The organism is Terriglobales bacterium, from assembly GCA_035573675.1.
GTDB lineage: Bacteria > Acidobacteriota > Terriglobia > Terriglobales > Acidobacteriaceae > DATMAB01.
The window spans coordinates 114,589-130,517 of record DATMAB010000027.1; the positions used below are offsets into that span (position 1 = coordinate 114,589).

Consider the following 15,929-nt stretch of genomic DNA (forward strand, 5'->3'; position numbering starts at 1 on the left):
GAGGCTTACTCGATCTGCACCAGTTGCGGCGCGCCTGCGCCGGCGGGCGGCGGGAAGGTCTTGCGTTGCGGGGCGCGGAAGAAATCCAGATACGACACCTGGTGGACACAAGCCACGGTGCAGTGCGGCGCGCAGGACTTCTCCGTCAGGTATTCGCGGCGGATGTCCTCCAGCGAGTACTCCTCCAGCGGCTTGGCGGGATAGCCGCGCTGCTGCGAGCAGTAGTGCACCAGCCCGTCCTCGGCGACATAGAGATAGCGCGCTCCGGCGCGGCAGCGCCAGTCGTTGGGCCGTCCCAGCGCCAGGTTGCGCTGGAACTGGTTGAAGCGCGCGTAGCTGGCCTTGCCCCAGCTCATAATCGTGGAGTAGACCTTGCCCTCTTCTTCGGTGAGCGGCTGCAACTGCCCATCGTGATCGTGGATGATGCCCACGGTCGAGGTGAATCCCAGTTCCAGGGCGCGCCGGGCGATGACTAAAGCATCCTGCGGATTGCGGATGCCGCCGCCCACCACCGAGTTGATGTTCACATGGAACTCGGCATACTCGGCCAGGAGTTGCAGTTTCTTGTCCAGGACCTTCAGGCTCTTCTTGGAAACGTCGTCGGGACTGACGTTGTCGATGGAGATCTGCAGATGCTCGAGGCCGGCGCGGTTCAGCCGCTCGATGCGCTCCTGCGTCAGCAGATACCCGTTGGTGATCAGTCCGGCGATCATGCCGTGCCGGCGGATGCGGCGCAGGATGTCATCCAGCTCGGGGTGCAGGAGCGGCTCGCCGCCCGAGATGCAGGTGATGGAGGTACCCAGTTCGGCCAGCTTGTCGATACGCCGGCAGATCACCTCCAAGGGCACGGGCTTGGAGACTGCATCGTACTCGTTGCAGTAGCGGCAGGAGAGGTTGCAGCGCCGCATGGGGATGAGGTGGGCGAGTACGGGATGGTCGGTCGAGACCAGTCCCTTGAGGATCATCCCCACTTCTCGAGAGAGGCGGTGCGCGCGCAGCGCCTGGCGCTTGATTTTGAGAGCCGTAGTCGGCATTCGCGAATGCGTTATTAGAACATAACTCCCCGTCCGGACCGAACCTAACAGCTTTGTTCGGCTGGATTTAGGGGCTAAACGGCGGCCTGCGGCGTTCCAACGGCCCTACCGGAACACGGCCGCGAAACCGGCTCCTACCAGCGTCACCAGGATGTACCAGCCGAAGACCACGCCCATGGTCGTCCCCTTGTTCATCTTGCTGACGCAGGAGAAACCGAGGGCGGTCAAAACCAGCATCCAGAGGATCACCACGTCCAGCGAGCTGGCCAGGGAATACAGCACCGGCGAGTCGGCCGGGTTCATGAAATACGCCGGATTGGTGGCCACCGGGTTCTGGACGATGAAGCCCTCCGGATCCACGCCCGCCAGCATGGAGATGATTCCCAGCAGGCTGCGCACGATTCCCGGCAGCCCGGCATAAAACACGACGGCCAACGCTACCTTGAAGGGCACTTCCGCCCCCACGCCGAAGTTGAAGGTCGCCATCAACACCGCGGCCACAATCACAAAGAAGATCAGACCGAAGAAGGGCACCGCGAACGAGATCACCTTGGTGATGGTGACCGAGAGCGCCATCTGGCGGGCGCGCTGCTCCGGGGGCAACTTTTCCAGTTGCTCGGCACGCTTGCCCGCCATCTTGATCTGGTTCTCCGACACCTGCTCGAAGCCGATCTTCTGCGCCATGACGGCCACGAACATCCAGGAGAAGATGGCAGTGACCAGCCACGGCGCGATCCACGTAGTCCACGTCGTGTAGTGCTTCAGGTCGGTGAAGGTCTGGCTGGGCGCGATGAAGGTGTTGACCATCCGGCTGATGGTCGAAAGCCTCGGTGGCTGTGGAGCCTCCGAAGCCGCAACGGCCGTGCTCATAGAGCGCCTCCCTGAACGCTTCAGGATATGCGCGCGGGATTCTAAACCTAGCGACGCGACCGCGACAATCCGCACCATGGGATCGGCTGGGGGGGCAAGCGCCGCTGCGCGCAATTGACTCCCTTCGGCGGCCGCACCTAAGATGGCGGCAACCGAGGTGAGTGCCCGCCCGGGGGATATCGGGCCATGATCGGGCAGAGCGTTTCCCACTACCGCGTTCTTGAGACCCTGGGCAGCGGCGGCATGGGTGTGGTGTATCGCGCCACCGACCTCAACCTGGGCCGCGACGTGGCGCTCAAGTTTCTTCCCGAGTCGTTCATCGGCGACCCCGCGGCGCTGGAGCGCTTCGAGCGCGAAGCTCGCGCCGCCGCGTCGCTCAATCATCCTCACATCGCGACCATCCATGCCATCGGCGAGTTCGAAGGCCGGCCCTTCATCGCCATGGAGTTGCTGCGCGGTCAGACCTTGCGGGAGAAAATCCAGCATCGCCCGGTGCCTCTTCCGGACCTGCTTCGCTGGGGCATCCAGGTGGCCGACGCGCTGGAAGCAGCCCACAGCCACGGCATCGTCCATCGCGACATCAAGCCCGCCAACATCTTCATCACCGAGCGTGGCGATGCCGTAATCCTGGATTTTGGCCTGGCCAAGGTGACGGACCGGGGCCAGGCTGCGGCGGCCCCTGATGCTACGGTGAGCGCGGGCCACCTGACTGATCCCGGCGCGACCCTGGGCACGGCTTCCTACATGTCGCCCGAACAGGCGTTGGGCAAGGAACTGGACGCCCGCACCGACCTGTTCTCGTTCGGCGTGGTGCTGTACGAAATGGCGACGGGCACGCTGCCCTTTCGCGGCACCACGTCGGCCGCTCTCTTCGACGCCATCCTGCATGGCGCGCCCTCGGCGCCCGTGCAACTGAATCCTTCCCTGCCCCTGAAGCTGGAGGAGATCATCAATAAGGCTCTGGAAAAAGATCGCGACCTGCGCTACCAGAGCGCCGCCGAGCTGCGCGCCGACCTGAAACGCCTGCGGCGCGACAGCGAGAGTTCGCAGACGGCGGTGACGGTGGCAAGCGGAGCGGTCACTGTGGCTCGCGAGAAACCGTGGTGGCGGCGCCCGCGGGCGGCTGTAGTCGCCGCCGTGGCGGCCGTGGCCCTGATTGCGCTGGTGGCCGTGCGCCGGCCGCTCTGGGAGAAGCCGCGCGGCGCCGAGCTGATGCAGCGCCAGCTCACCTCCAACGCTCTGGAAAAGCCGGTGATCGCCGCTGCCATCTCACCCGACGGCCGGTACCTCGCCTACTCCGACCCCACTGGCGTCTACCTTCGCCTGCTGGAAACCGGGGAAACACACGCGCTCCGATTGCCCCCGGGCTTCTGTTTTCTTTGAGCAAGCCTCTCCTGGTTCCGGGACGGAACCAAACTGATCGCCAGCGGCGAGGGTCCGGGGGAAGCCGGCGAGACCAAGGCGGTCTGGGTCATTCCGATTCTGACGGCGGTGCCGCGCCAGATCCGCGGCGACGCCGACTTCGCCGTGGTGTCGCCCGACGGCCAGCAGATCGCCTTCCGCACCACCCGGGAGGGTCATCAGCTTTGGGTCATGGGGGCCAACGGCGAAGACGCCCGCATGCTGCTGAAGGCGGAGCCCGGTGTGCGCTTCGGCCGCCTGCAATGGTCTCCCGACAGCCGCAGCCTGGCCTTTCTCCGCTATCACTCCGATGCGCAGAAGTACGATGTGGCCATCGTCGACCACAATCTTCAGACGGGGAGCAGCGAGGTCCTGGTTTCCGACTACGGCCTGGGCGCGTTCGGCTGGTTGGCGGACGGCCGCATCATCTTCTCGCGCGCCGAGGCCGGTTCCCGGCAGGCGGAAAGCAATCTGTGGGAGCTGCCGGTGGACGCCGGCACGGGGAAGGCCCAAGGCGAGCCCCGGCGTATCACGCGCTGGGCCGGTTTCAGTTTCCGCGACTTCAGCGCCACCGCCGACGGCAAGCGGCTGGTGTTTGTGCGTCAGCATCAGCAGACCGACGTTCATGTAGCGGAATTCAACTCCAGGGGCGCCGAGCCCGTCACAGTGCGACGCCTCACTTTTGACGTGAGTCAGGATCAGCCCACTGCGTGGACGCCGGATGGGCGCGCCGTGTTGTTCCACTCCGACCGCAACGGCACGTGGGACGTCTTCCGCCAGGATGTTGCGCAGGCCGCGCCGGACGAGCTTGTCGTCGGCCCCCAGGAGCAGCACGAAGCGCGCCTTACGCCGGACGGGACCGCGCTGCTCTATTGGGACCATCCCCGCCTGGAGGGCGTCTACCCGCCGTCCATCCGGCTCCTGCGTACTCCCCTCGGAGGCGGCTCGACGAGCACGGTGTTGGAGGCGCGCTGGGGTGCGCAGTTCCGTTGCGCGCAGGCGGCGAAGATGTGCGTGCTGAGCGAACCTTCCGCTGACGGCAAGCGGCTCGACTTCAGCGCGTTTGATCCCCTGCAGGGAAAACGAACCAACCTTTCTTCGGTCGATCTCTATCCGGAAGGGAATCCGCGCTGGGATGTGTCGCCCGACGGCGCGACGGCGGCCATCGCCGACTCCGACCGCGAGAACCGCCGCGCTCGCCTCGTGGTCCTCTCCTCCGGCGAGCAACGGCATACGGAAGCGCTCCCGGCGCGCATCTCCGATGTCGCCTGGTTGCCGGATGGGCGCGGGCTGCTCGTCACCACGACCCACGGTCGCGGCAGTTCCGTGTTCCGCCTTGGATTGAATGGCGAAGCTCACGAGATTTGGCAGGCGCCGACACAGATTTCGCGGCCTGTCCCTTCGCCGGACGGGAAGCGGTTCGCGTTCGCACTCTCCACCCTGGACAGCAACGCCTGGATGGTTGAGGGCTTTTGAGAATGGTGTAATTCCGAGTGCCTCAAACGCTCCGCGGCAAGTCGACTTCCGGTGTAGCTCTCAGAAGCGTGCGCGTGTAGGGATGCTCCGGACTGGCGGTGACGTGGTCCGTCTCTCCCGTTTCCACGATCCGCCCCTTGTGCATCACGGCGATCCTGGTGGCGAGATAGCGCACTACCGGGATGGAATGCGAGATGAAAAGATAGGTCAGGCCGAACTCGCGTTGCAGCCGGGCCAGCAGGTTGACGATCTGAGCGCCCACGCTGACGTCGAGCGAGCTGACCGGCTCATCGGCCACCAGGAAGCGTGGGCGCAATGCCAGGGCCCGGGCGATGCCGATGCGCTGCCGCTGCCCGCCCGAGAACTCATGCGGATGGCGGTGCCCGGCGGAGTCGTCCAGGCCCACCGCGCGCAACAGCTCGGCCACCCGGCGCCGCCGCGCCTCGGCCGTCGAGCCGCTCAAGTCGCCGTCGCGCTCCAGCGCCCGCCGGTGGATGATGAGCGGCTCGGCCAGGATCGCTTCCACGGTCATGCGCGGGTTGAGCGAGCCGAAGGGATCCTGAAAAACGATCTGCATGTCGCGCCGCAGGCGGCGCAACTTTTCCCCGCCCGCGGCGAGCACGTCATGGCCGTCGAAGCGCAGGCTTCCGGCGGTGGGCTCGATGAGCCGCAGGATCAGCCTCCCCAGCGTGCTCTTTCCGCATCCCGATTCGCCCACCAGCCCGAGCGTCTCGCCGCTTGCGATGGAAAGGGAGACGCCGTCCACGGCGCGCACCTGGCGCCGCGCCCCGCCTCCGAACGCCGATTCCTCCAGCGGGAAGACCTTCACGAGGTCATGGACTTCTACCAATGCCATGTGCGCTTCGCCCTCTTCCAGGAACCAGAAACGAGAAACCCGAAGCGGTTACTTCTTCGCTTTGGCGATGGCCTCCATGAGCTCATCCACTCCACCGGCTGAGCGCAGTGCCTGCTCCCGGTCCGGCGTCAGGGAGAACGTGACGCCGTGCTTTTGCACCAGTTGGGCGACGCGCCGGGGCGCAACGCCTCCTTCGAGCAGGTCCAGCACGTCCTGCAGGCTCAGTCCGGCGGCCATTTTTTCCGCCGCGGTGAGCGGCGCGTAGATTTCGCCGGTCTGCTCGTACTCATACCGATTGGACCATGACATGGGCTTGTATCCCCGGCGACGCAGCATGAACTCGCGGTTTCCGAATGGGATGCCGCGCAGCACGATCTCGCCGCTGTCAAGATCCGTCGTCCCCCAGACAACGCCGTCGATTACGACCTCGACGCCGCCCGGGTCAGTGACGATCTTTTGCGTGGTGCCGTCCGTCTTCACTTCGCCGGGCTTGTCGCCCATGGCCATGACTTTCTCGAACTCCGCCGCCGCGAGGGCCATGCTCCGCACCGGAAGCACGTCTGCCGGCTGGTGCCGGCCCAGGTCCACCTTCGCCGCAGGCAGGGCGACGAATTCCTGCGGCTTGCCGTCTCGGACCAGCATCAGAGTTTCTGACTCCGACGCTTTGGCTTCCTTCAACTCCGCTCTCGGCCAGGCGAAGCTGTGCTTCACCGCCAGGGGCCGCACCGCCTGGTAGCGGATGCGGTCGCGCGAAAAGTACAGATAGCCATAGCAACGGGTCGCTCCGTGCAGGTGCGCCACGGCAAAGCGGACGACGGGGTTGGGCCGCTTGGGGCTGGGTTCGTCGTCTTGGAACCGGGCCCGGGTCACCGGAACCAGAACGGCCCCGGCCAGAACCAGGCTCGCCAGCTTGGCCGGACTCATTTCCGCCTCCGCAGCACGTGCTGCTCGGTCTCCCAGGCGCGCCGCGCCCGTCGTATCGCTTCCTGCACGGCTGGAGCGTCGGGATCGATGCGCGCGGCGCGCTCCAGCGAGCGGATCGCGCCCTCGTAGTTGCCCTGCTGCACTTCGCGCTTTGCCCGCGCCATCAGCATGTGCACCAGCTTCTGCTTCCGCGCCTGCCGCTCGGGTTCGCTCAGGCCCGGCGCTTCCGGATCGCCTATCGCAGCCTCCTCGATCTCCTGTGCGGCGCTGCCGGTCGTTTGAGCTGCCGCGGTCGGATTTGAGGCAGACGGCAATGGCGCTGCCGGCATGCTCGGCGGTGGCGTCGCTGCCGTGGGCGCTGGTTCGCTCGCCGAGCGTCGAAAGGCAACCGCAGCCAAGCCAATGACCACAAGAACCACGGCGGCGCCGGCGGCCATCTTCCGGTTGCTCGACGGCGCTGCCTTCGCCGCCGGTGCGGCGGGCGCAAGGGGCCCAACCGGAGCCGTCGGCGCTGCCGCCAGCGGAGTCGCCCGCGCAGGCGTGGACAGGTGCGCCGGGGTGATCGGCGGCGTGGTGTACATCTGCGTTCCGCCGCCGGCCGGTGCAGAGACGGGCGGCGGCGCGCTCAGCACATCCGAGCCCATCAGGGCCGTGCCCGCGTACATTTCCGGCTGCTCCAGCGCGCGCAGCATCTCAGCCGCCGTCTGGAAGCGCAGGTCGCGGTTCTTCTCCAGCGCCCGCATCAGTACGGCGGAAAGCCCCGGAGAAATGCCGAGGTCCGGACGCACTTCATGCGGCGCTCGCGGCACCGTCTGGATGTGGTGCAGCAGCAGACCCATGGGCGTGTCCGACTCGAAGGGCAGCTTCCCGGTCAGCATCTCGTAGAGCACGATGCCCAGCGAGTACAAATCGGAGCGCCCGTCGATGGCGTCGCCGCTCTTCCCCAGGGCCTGTTCGGGCGAAAGATACTGCGGCGTGCCCACCACCATGCCGGTCTTGGTGGCGGTATATCCGGCGCCCACGTCCATCGCCCCTTCGCGCACCTTGGCGATGCCGAAGTCCAACACCTTTACGGTTTCCGTACCGTCCGGCTGCTTCACCAGCAGGATGTTGTCCGGCTTGATGTCGCGGTGCGTGATGCCCAGGGCATGTGCGGCATCGAGCGCGGCGCACACCTGTCGGATGATGGCGAGCGCCCGTGATACCGGCATCGGCCCTTCCTGCTCGATCACCTTGCGCAGGTCGCGGCCTTGTACGAATTCCATCACGATGAACGGCCGCCCATCGTCGGTGGTGTCCAGGTCGTCCACGCGTACGGCGTTCGGGTGTTGCAGCTTGCGGGTGATGATGGCTTCGGTCTTGAAGCGCCGCAGCAGGCTCTCGTCCTCAAGCAACCGGCTCGATACGACTTTGATGGCGCGGATTTCGTTAAAGGCGAGATGCTTGGCGCGGTACACCGAGCCCATCCCGCCCGCCCCGATCTTCTCCACGATCTCGTACTTGCCGCGGATCACAGTGCCGGGCATCAGTTCCGAGGTCTGGCGCAGCGCTGTGCCGTCCTTGGGACAGGTGGTGAATTCGTTGGGATAGGTGCTGTGACAGGTGTCGCAGTATTTCACGCGTACGCCTCGCGCCCCCGTTTCCTGCTCGAGAGCCTGCCCTTGCCTGCGGAGGAGCAGACGGCTTCGCAGGTTGCGGAAAAAGTGCCGGCTCCGGTCTTGTTTTGAAAGGGCGCGCCTTCAGGCGCGCCGTAACGGCCTCATCTTATTGCATGTCATTCCGAGCGGGCTTCAGCCCGCGAGGAATCTGCTCCTGGAGAGCCAGTCTCTCCGCGCCCCCTTCAGTCGTGCCGGATGAGTCTCCGTCATGTCAGGGGCTTCAGCCCCTGAGGGGAAAGCGAACTTCCGCCGCATCATACCTCGCTGCGACGCCCTTGTCAGGCCTCGTTGACTCGCCTGAGAACGCGACATAACATGCCGGATTCGGGGATTTCTCTTGCTAGGCGAGACCATCTCGCACTACCGCGTCCTGGAACGGCTGGGCGGCGGCGGCATGGGCGTGGTGTTCAAGGCGGAGGACACCAAGCTGGGCCGCAAGGTCGCGCTCAAGTTCCTTCCCGAGGAGCTTTCCCAGGACCCGCTGGCGCTCGAACGCCTGCGCCGCGAGGCCCGCACCGCCTCCGCGCTGAACCATCCCCATATCTGCACCATCTACGATATTGACGAATACCAGGGCCGCCACTTCATCGCCATGGAGTACCTGGAAGGCGAGACGCTGAAGTACCGCATCGTCGGCCGCCCGCTGAAGACCGAGCAGATCCTGGAGTACGGCATGCAGATCGCCGACGCGCTCGACGCCGCCCATTCCCAGGGCGTGATCCATCGCGACATCAAGCCCGCCAACATCTTCATCACCAGGCGCGGGCACGCCAAGGTGCTGGACTTCGGGTTGGCCAAGCAATCCTCGGCGTCACCCACGGCGCTCTCCGGCGACATCTCGAAGGACGTCACCGCCGCCGCGCCCGAGCACCTCACCAGCCCCGGTGTGGCCATGGGGACGGTGGCCTACATGTCGCCCGAGCAGGCGCTGGGCGAGCCCCTGGACGGACGCAGCGACCTGTTCTCTTTCGGCGTGGTGCTCTACGAGATGGCCACCGGCATGATGCCCTTCCGCGGCGATACCACCGCCGCGCTGTTCGATGCCATCCTGCACAAGGCCCCGCCCGCCATCGCGCGCGTGAATCCCGACCTGCCGGTCGAGTTGGAACACGTGATCAACAAGGCGCTGGAGAAGGACCGCGAGGTGCGCTACCAGTCGGCCGCCGACCTGCGCGCCGACCTGAAGCGCGTGAAGCGCGACACCGACTCCGGCCGCGTGGCTTCGTTCAGCGGCGCCGTGCCGGTCACCGCCAGTGTGGCCGCGGCTTCGGCTACCGCCGGAACCACCGCAGCGGCCACGGCCCCGGCGGCGGAAGCGCCGCTCGCGGGCAGTTCCCGCGTGGTCGCCGCGGCAAAGAAGAACTGGAAGTGGCTGAGTGCAGGCGTGCTGGCGGTGGCGGCGGTGGCAACGGGCTGGATGCTTCTTTCGCCGCGCCGCTCTCCGGCGCTCACCGAGCGCGACACCATCCTGCTCGCCGACTTCGTCAACACCACCGGCGACGCCGTCTTTGACGACACGCTCAAGCAGGCGCTCGCCGTGCAGCTCGGCCAGTCGCCCTATCTCAACATCCTTCCCGAACAGCGCATCCGTGAGACGCTCGGCCTCATGGGACGTCCCCCCGAAGAACGCGTCACCGCCAATCTAGCCCGGGATATCTGCCAGCGACAGAGCGGAAAAGCCATCCTCGCCGGCTCCATTGCCAGCCTGGGCTCCAACTACGCCATCGTGCTCGATGCGCAGAACTGCCAGACCGGCGAGTCGCTCGCCCGCGAGCAGGTCGAGGCCGCCGGCAAGGAACAGGTGTTGAGCGCGCTGGGCAAGGCGGCCTCCCGCATGCGCGAGAAGCTGGGCGAGTCCCTCAGCTCCATCCGCAAGCTCGATACGCCCATTGAGGAGGCGACCACGCCTTCGCTCGAAGCGCTCAAGGCCTTCAGCCTTGGCCAGCAGGCCCGCGCCAAGGACGAACTGCAAGCCATTCCGTTCTTCAAGCGGGCCATCGAACTCGATCCGAATTTCGCCCTCGCCTACGCCCGGCTCGGCACGGTCTACGGCAACATGGGGGAGAACGAGCTCGCCGGGGTCTATCGCAAGAAGGCTTTCGAGCTGCGCGATCGCGTCAGCGAACAGGAAAAGCTGTACATCACCGCGCACTACTACTCTTCCGTCACCGGGGAGGTGCAGAAGACCATCGAGACCTACCAGTTGTGGAAGCAGCTCTACCCTCGCGATTGGACGCCGTACAACAACTTGGCCATCGCCTACATGAACCTCGGCCAGTATGAGAAGGCCATCGAGGAGGCGCGCAAGTCCGCGGAGCTGAACCCCACCCATCCTTTTCCCGTGGTCCAGCTTGCCCAGGGCTACGCCAGCCTGGGGCGCTACGCCGAAGCCAAGTCCGTCACGCAACAAGCTATCGCCAACGGCATGGACGTCCCCTACTTGCACTTCGGACTCTACTTTGCTGCCTTCCTTGAGAATGATGCGGCCGGCCTGCAGCGCGAGTTGGACTGGGCGCGCGGCAAGCCGATGGAAACCGATATGCTCGGGATCGAGGCCGCCCGCGAAGCTTATTTCGGCCGCATGGCCCGTGCGCGCGATCTTGCGCGTCGCAACGTGGAGGGGCTCGAACGGCGCGGAACCAAAGGCGCTGGAGCTCAGAGCCTGCTGGGGCTCGCTGGCGCCGAAGCCGTGTACGGCAACCACGACCAGGCGCGCCGGTTGGTGCAGCAAGCATTGGAGCTGGAGCGCGGCCGAAACACGTTCCCTGCAGAGATCCTGGCTTTCATCGGCGACTCGGCGCGCGCCCAGGCTCTTGCCGAGGAACTCGCCCGGCGCTATCCGCAGGATACCTTCGTTAATCAGGTCGGGTTGCCGCAGGCACGCGCCTGGATGGAGCTGCGGCGTAACAACCCGGCCCGCGCACTGGAGCTTCTTGAGACTGCTCGTCCTTACGAAGGTGCGGTGCTCTCCGCGAACTACGTGCGCGGAACGGCCTACCTGAAGCTGGGCAAGGGCCGGGAGGCGGCGGCCGAATTTCAGCAGGTCCTGAAGAAGGTCGGTTATTTCCCCATCGACCCCCTGAAAGCGGTCGCCCACGTCCAACTCGCCCGCGCCTACGTCCTCTCGGGCGACCAGCCGGCGGCCCGCAAGTCTTACCAGGACTTCTTCGCCCTCTGGAAAGACGCCGATCCCGACCTGCCCATTCTGAAAGAAGCCAAAGCCGAATACGCCAAATTGCAGTGAGCTTTTTTCGGAGGGCACAGCTTCCGTTTGTCATGCTGAGCGAAGCGAAGCATCCCTGTACCCGGACATTCCTACTCGGGCGGGGACTCTCGTCCGCCACGGCCCACTGGAAATGACAAGGGCGGACATGAATTCCGCAGTTGCCGACAGCACCGGAGGTGACCCATGAAGAGTCTGCTTATCCTGTCAGTGTGCGTGTTCTTGGTCCCGGCGGGCGCCGCTGCCCAGTCACAGCATCCTGCCACGCAACCATCGAAATCACCGCCGCCCTCTGCCGCCACGCCCACCTGCGGCGCGCACGCCACCCCCGCGCAACTTGAAGCCTTGCGCTCCGACCTGAAGAAAATGCGCTCCCTGCTCGCCCAGATGCAGACCAACCTGGCCTTTGTGCAGAACGCGCCCACCCCGCTCAAGCACCAGTTCGAGCTGGAGATCGACATGTGGCGCACGCTGCTCGAGCACATGGAGCGCAACGTGGGCAATCCGGCCACAGAAGGCGCGGTCCGCCAGCATCCCTGAGAGCGCTGATTCCTGCGTGGTAGAATCCTGCCGCGATGATCGAGCTGGCGCCCTCCATCCTCTCCGCCGACTTTGCCCGGCTGGGCGAGCAGGCGCGCGCCGCCCTCGAAGGCGGCGCCACCCTGCTGCACGTGGACGTGATGGACGGCCACTTCGTCCCCAACATCACCATCGGCCCGCCGGTGGTCGCGTCGTTGCGCAAGGCCACCGAAGTTCCCCTCGACGTCCATCTGATGATCGAGAACGCCGACCAGTTCATCCCCGCGTTTGCCGATGCCGGCGCCGACTGGATCTCCGTCCATCAGGAGGCCTGCCGCCACCTGCACCGCACCTTGGAGATGATCCGCAGCCGCAACCTGTCGCCGGGCGTGGTCGTCAACCCCGCCACGCCGGTCGAGACGCTCGTCGACGTGCTCGATGCCGTGGACTTCGTCCTGGTGATGTCCGTCAACCCGGGCTTCGGCGGCCAGAAGTTCATCCCCGGCTCGCTGGAGAAGATCCGCAAGCTGGCCGCTCAGCGCACCACGCGCGGGTTGAATTTCCGCATCGAGGTCGACGGCGGCATCGCTGCGGACACCATCGCCGACGTGGTCCGTGCCGGCGCCGAGATCCTGGTGGCCGGCAACGCCGTCTTCGGCAAGGGCGACCCCAAAAAGAACGTGCAGGACCTGCTGAAACTGGCCCGCGAGGCCACCCTCCAGCGGGTCTGATGGTCCCAGGAAATCCTGGGTTTCGGCTGGCGGTTGAGCGTCCCGCGAAGGTAAACTATTGCCTCTGAGCGCTGTGACCCTCCGATTCTTTCCAGGTGGTGGTTGAATGATGCTTCGTCGAACTCTGAGCGCGCTTCTCGTGGCGGCCCTGGTGATGTCGTTCGCCGCCTGCAGCAACAAGACCAAGAACCCGCTGGCCGACCTCGACTCCAAACAGCCCGACAAGGTGCTGTTCGACCGCGCCATGGCCGCTCTGCAGAAGAACAAGTTCGACGTCGCGCGCCTCACCCTGCAGACCCTGATCAATACCTATCCGGAATCCGAGTACGTGGCCCGCGCCAAGCTGGCCGTAGGCGACGCCTGGTACCAGGAGGGCGGCTCCGCAGCGCTGGCCCAGGCCGAGATTGAATATAAAGACTTCATCACCTTCTTCCCCAACATGCCGGAGGCGGCCGAGGCCCAGCTCAAGGTGGCCGACATCCACTACCGGCAGATGGCCAAGCCCGACCGCGACTTCACCCATGCCAAGCGCGCCGAGGAAGAGTACAAGCAGCTCCTGCTGCAGTTCCCGGATAGCGACCCGGAACGCATCCTGAAGCCCGCGCGCGAGCGCCTGTTGCAGGTGCAGGAAGTGCTGGCCGAGCGCGAGTTCCGCATCGGCTGGTTCTATTACAAGACCCGCGAGTCCTACGCCGCGGCCGTGGCCCGCCTGCAGTCGCTGGTCGACACCTACCCGCTCTACAGCGGCGCTTCCGAAGCTCTCTACCTCCTGGGCAACGCCTACGAGCACCAGGTGGAGCTGGTTCGCTCCAGCAATTTCAGCGAGCTGGCCAAGTCCCGCCTCATCCAGCAATACACCGACAAGGCGGCCGAAGCCTACTCCCGCATCCTCACTCGCTACCCGGTGACCGAGCGCGTGGAGGACGCCAAGGAGCGCCTGGCGGAGATGAAACGGCCCATCCCCGAGCCCACGCCCGAGGCCATCGCCCTGAACAAGGCGGAGGAAGAAAGCCGCGGCAAGACCGGCATGGTCGGCCGCATCTTCAGCAACCTGCGCAGCAGCCCCGATATGGCTCGCGCCACCAAGGTGGGCGAGCCCACCATGGTTGAGCCCACGCCCACCAGCGCACCGGAAATCATCCGGTCCGCCACCCGCACTGTCGAAGAGGCCGGTTCGCCGCGCGGGACGGTTTCCGCCGAGGTGGTGCGCAGCGGCTCGCCCCCGCCCAACGATCCCGTGCCCTCTTCCCAGCCGCGCATCAATGACGCCACGCAGCCCGGCGGCGTCTCGAGCGAAGTTCCGGCTGCCCCGCCACAAATCAACTACGCCGAGGCCGGCGACACCCCGCCCGCAGAGCCCTCCGCCCAGGCCGAAGATGGCAAGGACGACAAGGATAAGGACAAGAAGGACGACGACTCCTTCTCCACCAGCAAGAAAAAGAAGAAGAAGGGTCTGCGCAAGATTGTCCCCTTCTAAGGTTTGTCGGCTCTGTTGACATGCCGCTTTGAAAGGGCGCGCCTTCAGGCGCGCCGTAAGCGGCCCCCAAGTGAATTGTCATCCCGAGGGCCCGCGAGGAAGCGACGCGGACCGAGCGGGCCCGAGGGACCCTGGCTTTTCCGCCATTTCCTGCCAAAACCCCTGCTGAGGATGCGATAGAGCCAATCACGCTCTAGTTTCGTAGCGCCGGCGTCTCGCCGGCTGTAGCGTCACCTCACGGCCGGCGCTGACCGCTGGCCACTCGCCATTGACCACTGCCTTCCCACACCAAAGGTCTAGCACCTTCCTCGGTTGACTTGCGGCGCAGGACACAGTAACTTCGTCTCCTTCACTGGGGAACCGTCCGTGCCGCTGAAGATCCTGCTCGCCGACGACAGCATGACCGCCCAGAAGATGGGCGAGAAGATCCTCGAGGAGGCGGGCTACGAAGTGGTGGCCGTCTCCAACGGCGCCGCGGCCACCAAGAAGATCGCCTCCGAGAAGCCCGACCTCATCATCCTCGATATCTACATGCCCGGCTACACCGGCCTGGAGATCTGCCAGCGCGTCAAGGCAGACCCCGCCACCGCCAAGGTTCCGGTCGTACTCACCGTCGGCCAGGTCGAGCCCTACAACCCGGAGGACGCGGAGAAGGTCAAGGCCGATGGCGTCATCGTCAAGCCCTTCGTCCCCAGCGACCTGGTGGCCGCCATCAAGAAGATCGAGGAGAGACTCTCGGCGCCGGCCGCGCCGCCGCCTCCGCCACCTGTGGACACCGTGGAGATCACCGCGCCCGCCATCGCCGAGTTCCCCGACGCCTCCTATCAGGAATGGAAGGAATCGGCCGAGGCGGTCGAAGAACACCCCATCGAGGAAGCTCCGCGCCGCGCCGAGGTCAGCGTGCCGGACGAGATGGCGGCCGCCCCCGCCTTCGGCCTGGACATGCTGGGCGAAGAGCCGGCTCCTCCTCCGCCTGTTGTCCAGCCGCCCAAGTCCGTGGCTTCGCACGCGACCGACTCTCTGGTGGAGTTCACTTCTGCGCCGCAAGCCGGCGACGTGGTCGCCCACGGCAAAGACCCCGCGCTGGTCACCGACGCCAGCGAGATGGCCACCGCCTTCCCCACCAGGTTCGGCGTCGAGGGCGCCGAGGTCATGCCGGGCGGCTTCACTCCGGAAATGATGGCAGGGGCTGCGCCCGCTGCTGAAGAACCGGCCGCCGCCGAGCCGACCGCCGAGGCTGCGCCGGCCGCGGAACCCGAGCCCGTGCCCGTCGCCGTCGTAGCTCCTCCCAGCGAAGAAGAAAGGCTGCAGCTTGCGCGCGAGATGCAGGCCGCCGTCGCCGATATGCCGGTCGAGCCCGTCCCGGTGGAAGAAGCCGCGCCCGCTCCCGTGCCCGAACCCGAGCCCGCGCCCATCGCCTTCGCGTCCCCGCCGCCCGCCGCTGAGCCTCACTCCGATCTCGAACTGGCCGCCGCCATGGCGGTCGCCGTCGGCGCCACCGCCGAGCCCGTGGTCGCCGCTCCGGCCGCCGCTACGACTTCGCTCGACGCCAACGCCATCGCTATGATCGTCCACAAGGTCACCGAGCGCATGAAGCCCCAGCTCATCGAAGAGATCGCCCGCGAACTCGCCGCCGAAGCCGAACGAATGCGGCGCTAGCATTAGTTTTCGTCTTTTCGCTTATTGCTTATCGCTTACTGCTGATTGCGACATTGCCGTTTGACCCTCTTTTCTCCCCGCCTGTAATATCGTTCCTTACT

The 15,929-nt window shown here is 65.9% G+C and carries 12 protein-coding genes; 7 read left to right on the top strand and 5 right to left on the bottom strand.

Annotated elements, in window-relative coordinates:
- Positions 1-5: 5 nt before the first annotated feature.
- Positions 6-1,034, bottom strand: a complete 1,029-nt coding sequence (locus tag VNK82_13070) for a radical SAM protein (protein HXE91881.1) — start codon at positions 1,032-1,034, stop codon at positions 6-8.
- Positions 1,035-1,139: 105 nt separating this feature from the next.
- Entirely contained in the window at positions 1,140-1,904 is a 765-nt protein-coding gene (locus tag VNK82_13075) for a YIP1 family protein (protein HXE91882.1), read from the bottom strand.
- Positions 1,905-2,090: 186 nt separating this feature from the next.
- Between VNK82_13075 and VNK82_13080 the strand changes: the two genes are divergently transcribed.
- Positions 2,091-3,287, top strand: coding sequence for a serine/threonine-protein kinase (locus VNK82_13080; GenBank protein ID HXE91883.1), 1,197 nt, complete (start codon positions 2,091-2,093; stop codon positions 3,285-3,287).
- Between the two features lie 108 nt (positions 3,288-3,395).
- Positions 3,396-4,781, top strand: coding sequence for a hypothetical protein (locus tag VNK82_13085; protein ID HXE91884.1), 1,386 nt, complete (start codon positions 3,396-3,398; stop codon positions 4,779-4,781).
- Between the two features lie 22 nt (positions 4,782-4,803).
- On the opposite strand, the gene VNK82_13090 is transcribed toward VNK82_13085, so the two are convergent.
- From VNK82_13090 to VNK82_13100, 3 genes are read right to left on the bottom strand one after another with little or no spacing between them, the layout of a single operon-like run.
- Positions 4,804-5,637 (bottom strand): ATP-binding cassette domain-containing protein, encoded by an 834-nt coding sequence (locus VNK82_13090; protein ID HXE91885.1) that lies wholly within the window; start codon positions 5,635-5,637, stop codon positions 4,804-4,806.
- Between the two features lie 48 nt (positions 5,638-5,685).
- Positions 5,686-6,561, bottom strand: coding sequence for a hypothetical protein (locus VNK82_13095; protein HXE91886.1), 876 nt, complete (start codon positions 6,559-6,561; stop codon positions 5,686-5,688).
- Positions 6,558-8,180, bottom strand: a complete 1,623-nt coding sequence (locus VNK82_13100) for a protein kinase (protein ID HXE91887.1) — start codon at positions 8,178-8,180, stop codon at positions 6,558-6,560. The genes VNK82_13095 and VNK82_13100 overlap by 4 nt, the downstream gene beginning before the upstream one ends.
- A 376-nt stretch (positions 8,181-8,556) precedes the next feature.
- Between VNK82_13100 and VNK82_13105 the strand changes: the two genes are divergently transcribed.
- From VNK82_13105 to VNK82_13125, 5 genes are all read left to right on the top strand, one after another.
- On the top strand, positions 8,557-11,463 hold the full coding sequence (locus tag VNK82_13105; protein HXE91888.1) for a protein kinase: 2,907 nt from the start codon (positions 8,557-8,559) through the stop codon (positions 11,461-11,463).
- A gap of 165 nt (positions 11,464-11,628) precedes the next feature.
- The gene (locus VNK82_13110) at positions 11,629-11,982 is read left to right on the top strand and encodes a hypothetical protein (protein HXE91889.1); all 354 of its coding nucleotides are present in this window, start codon (positions 11,629-11,631) and stop codon (positions 11,980-11,982) included.
- 35 nt (positions 11,983-12,017) lie between these two features.
- Positions 12,018-12,692 (top strand): ribulose-phosphate 3-epimerase, encoded by a 675-nt coding sequence (rpe, locus tag VNK82_13115; GenBank protein HXE91890.1) that lies wholly within the window; start codon positions 12,018-12,020, stop codon positions 12,690-12,692.
- 106 nt (positions 12,693-12,798) lie between these two features.
- A complete protein-coding gene (bamD, locus tag VNK82_13120) occupies positions 12,799-14,169 on the top strand; it encodes an outer membrane protein assembly factor BamD (protein ID HXE91891.1) in 1,371 nt (456 codons plus the stop codon).
- A gap of 366 nt (positions 14,170-14,535) precedes the next feature.
- Complete coding sequence (locus tag VNK82_13125; GenBank protein HXE91892.1) at positions 14,536-15,828, top strand: response regulator; 1,293 nt, start codon at positions 14,536-14,538, stop codon at positions 15,826-15,828.
- Positions 15,829-15,929: the final 101 nt, after the last annotated feature.

Excerpts from the sequence above, each read along its gene's own strand:
- VNK82_13070 (HXE91881.1), bottom strand. The coding sequence starts at position 1,034 with ATGCCGACTACGGCTCTCAAAATCAAGCGCCAGGCGCTGCGCGCGCAC.
- VNK82_13075 (HXE91882.1), bottom strand. The coding sequence starts at position 1,904 with ATGAGCACGGCCGTTGCGGCTTCGGAGGCTCCACAGCCACCGAGGCTT.
- VNK82_13080 (HXE91883.1), top strand. The coding sequence starts at position 2,091 with ATGATCGGGCAGAGCGTTTCCCACTACCGCGTTCTTGAGACCCTGGGC.
- VNK82_13090 (HXE91885.1), bottom strand. The coding sequence starts at position 5,637 with ATGGCATTGGTAGAAGTCCATGACCTCGTGAAGGTCTTCCCGCTGGAG.
- VNK82_13095 (HXE91886.1), bottom strand. The coding sequence starts at position 6,561 with ATGAGTCCGGCCAAGCTGGCGAGCCTGGTTCTGGCCGGGGCCGTTCTG.
- VNK82_13110 (HXE91889.1), top strand. The coding sequence starts at position 11,629 with ATGAAGAGTCTGCTTATCCTGTCAGTGTGCGTGTTCTTGGTCCCGGCG.
- rpe (HXE91890.1), top strand. The coding sequence starts at position 12,018 with ATGATCGAGCTGGCGCCCTCCATCCTCTCCGCCGACTTTGCCCGGCTG.
- bamD (HXE91891.1), top strand. The coding sequence starts at position 12,799 with ATGATGCTTCGTCGAACTCTGAGCGCGCTTCTCGTGGCGGCCCTGGTG.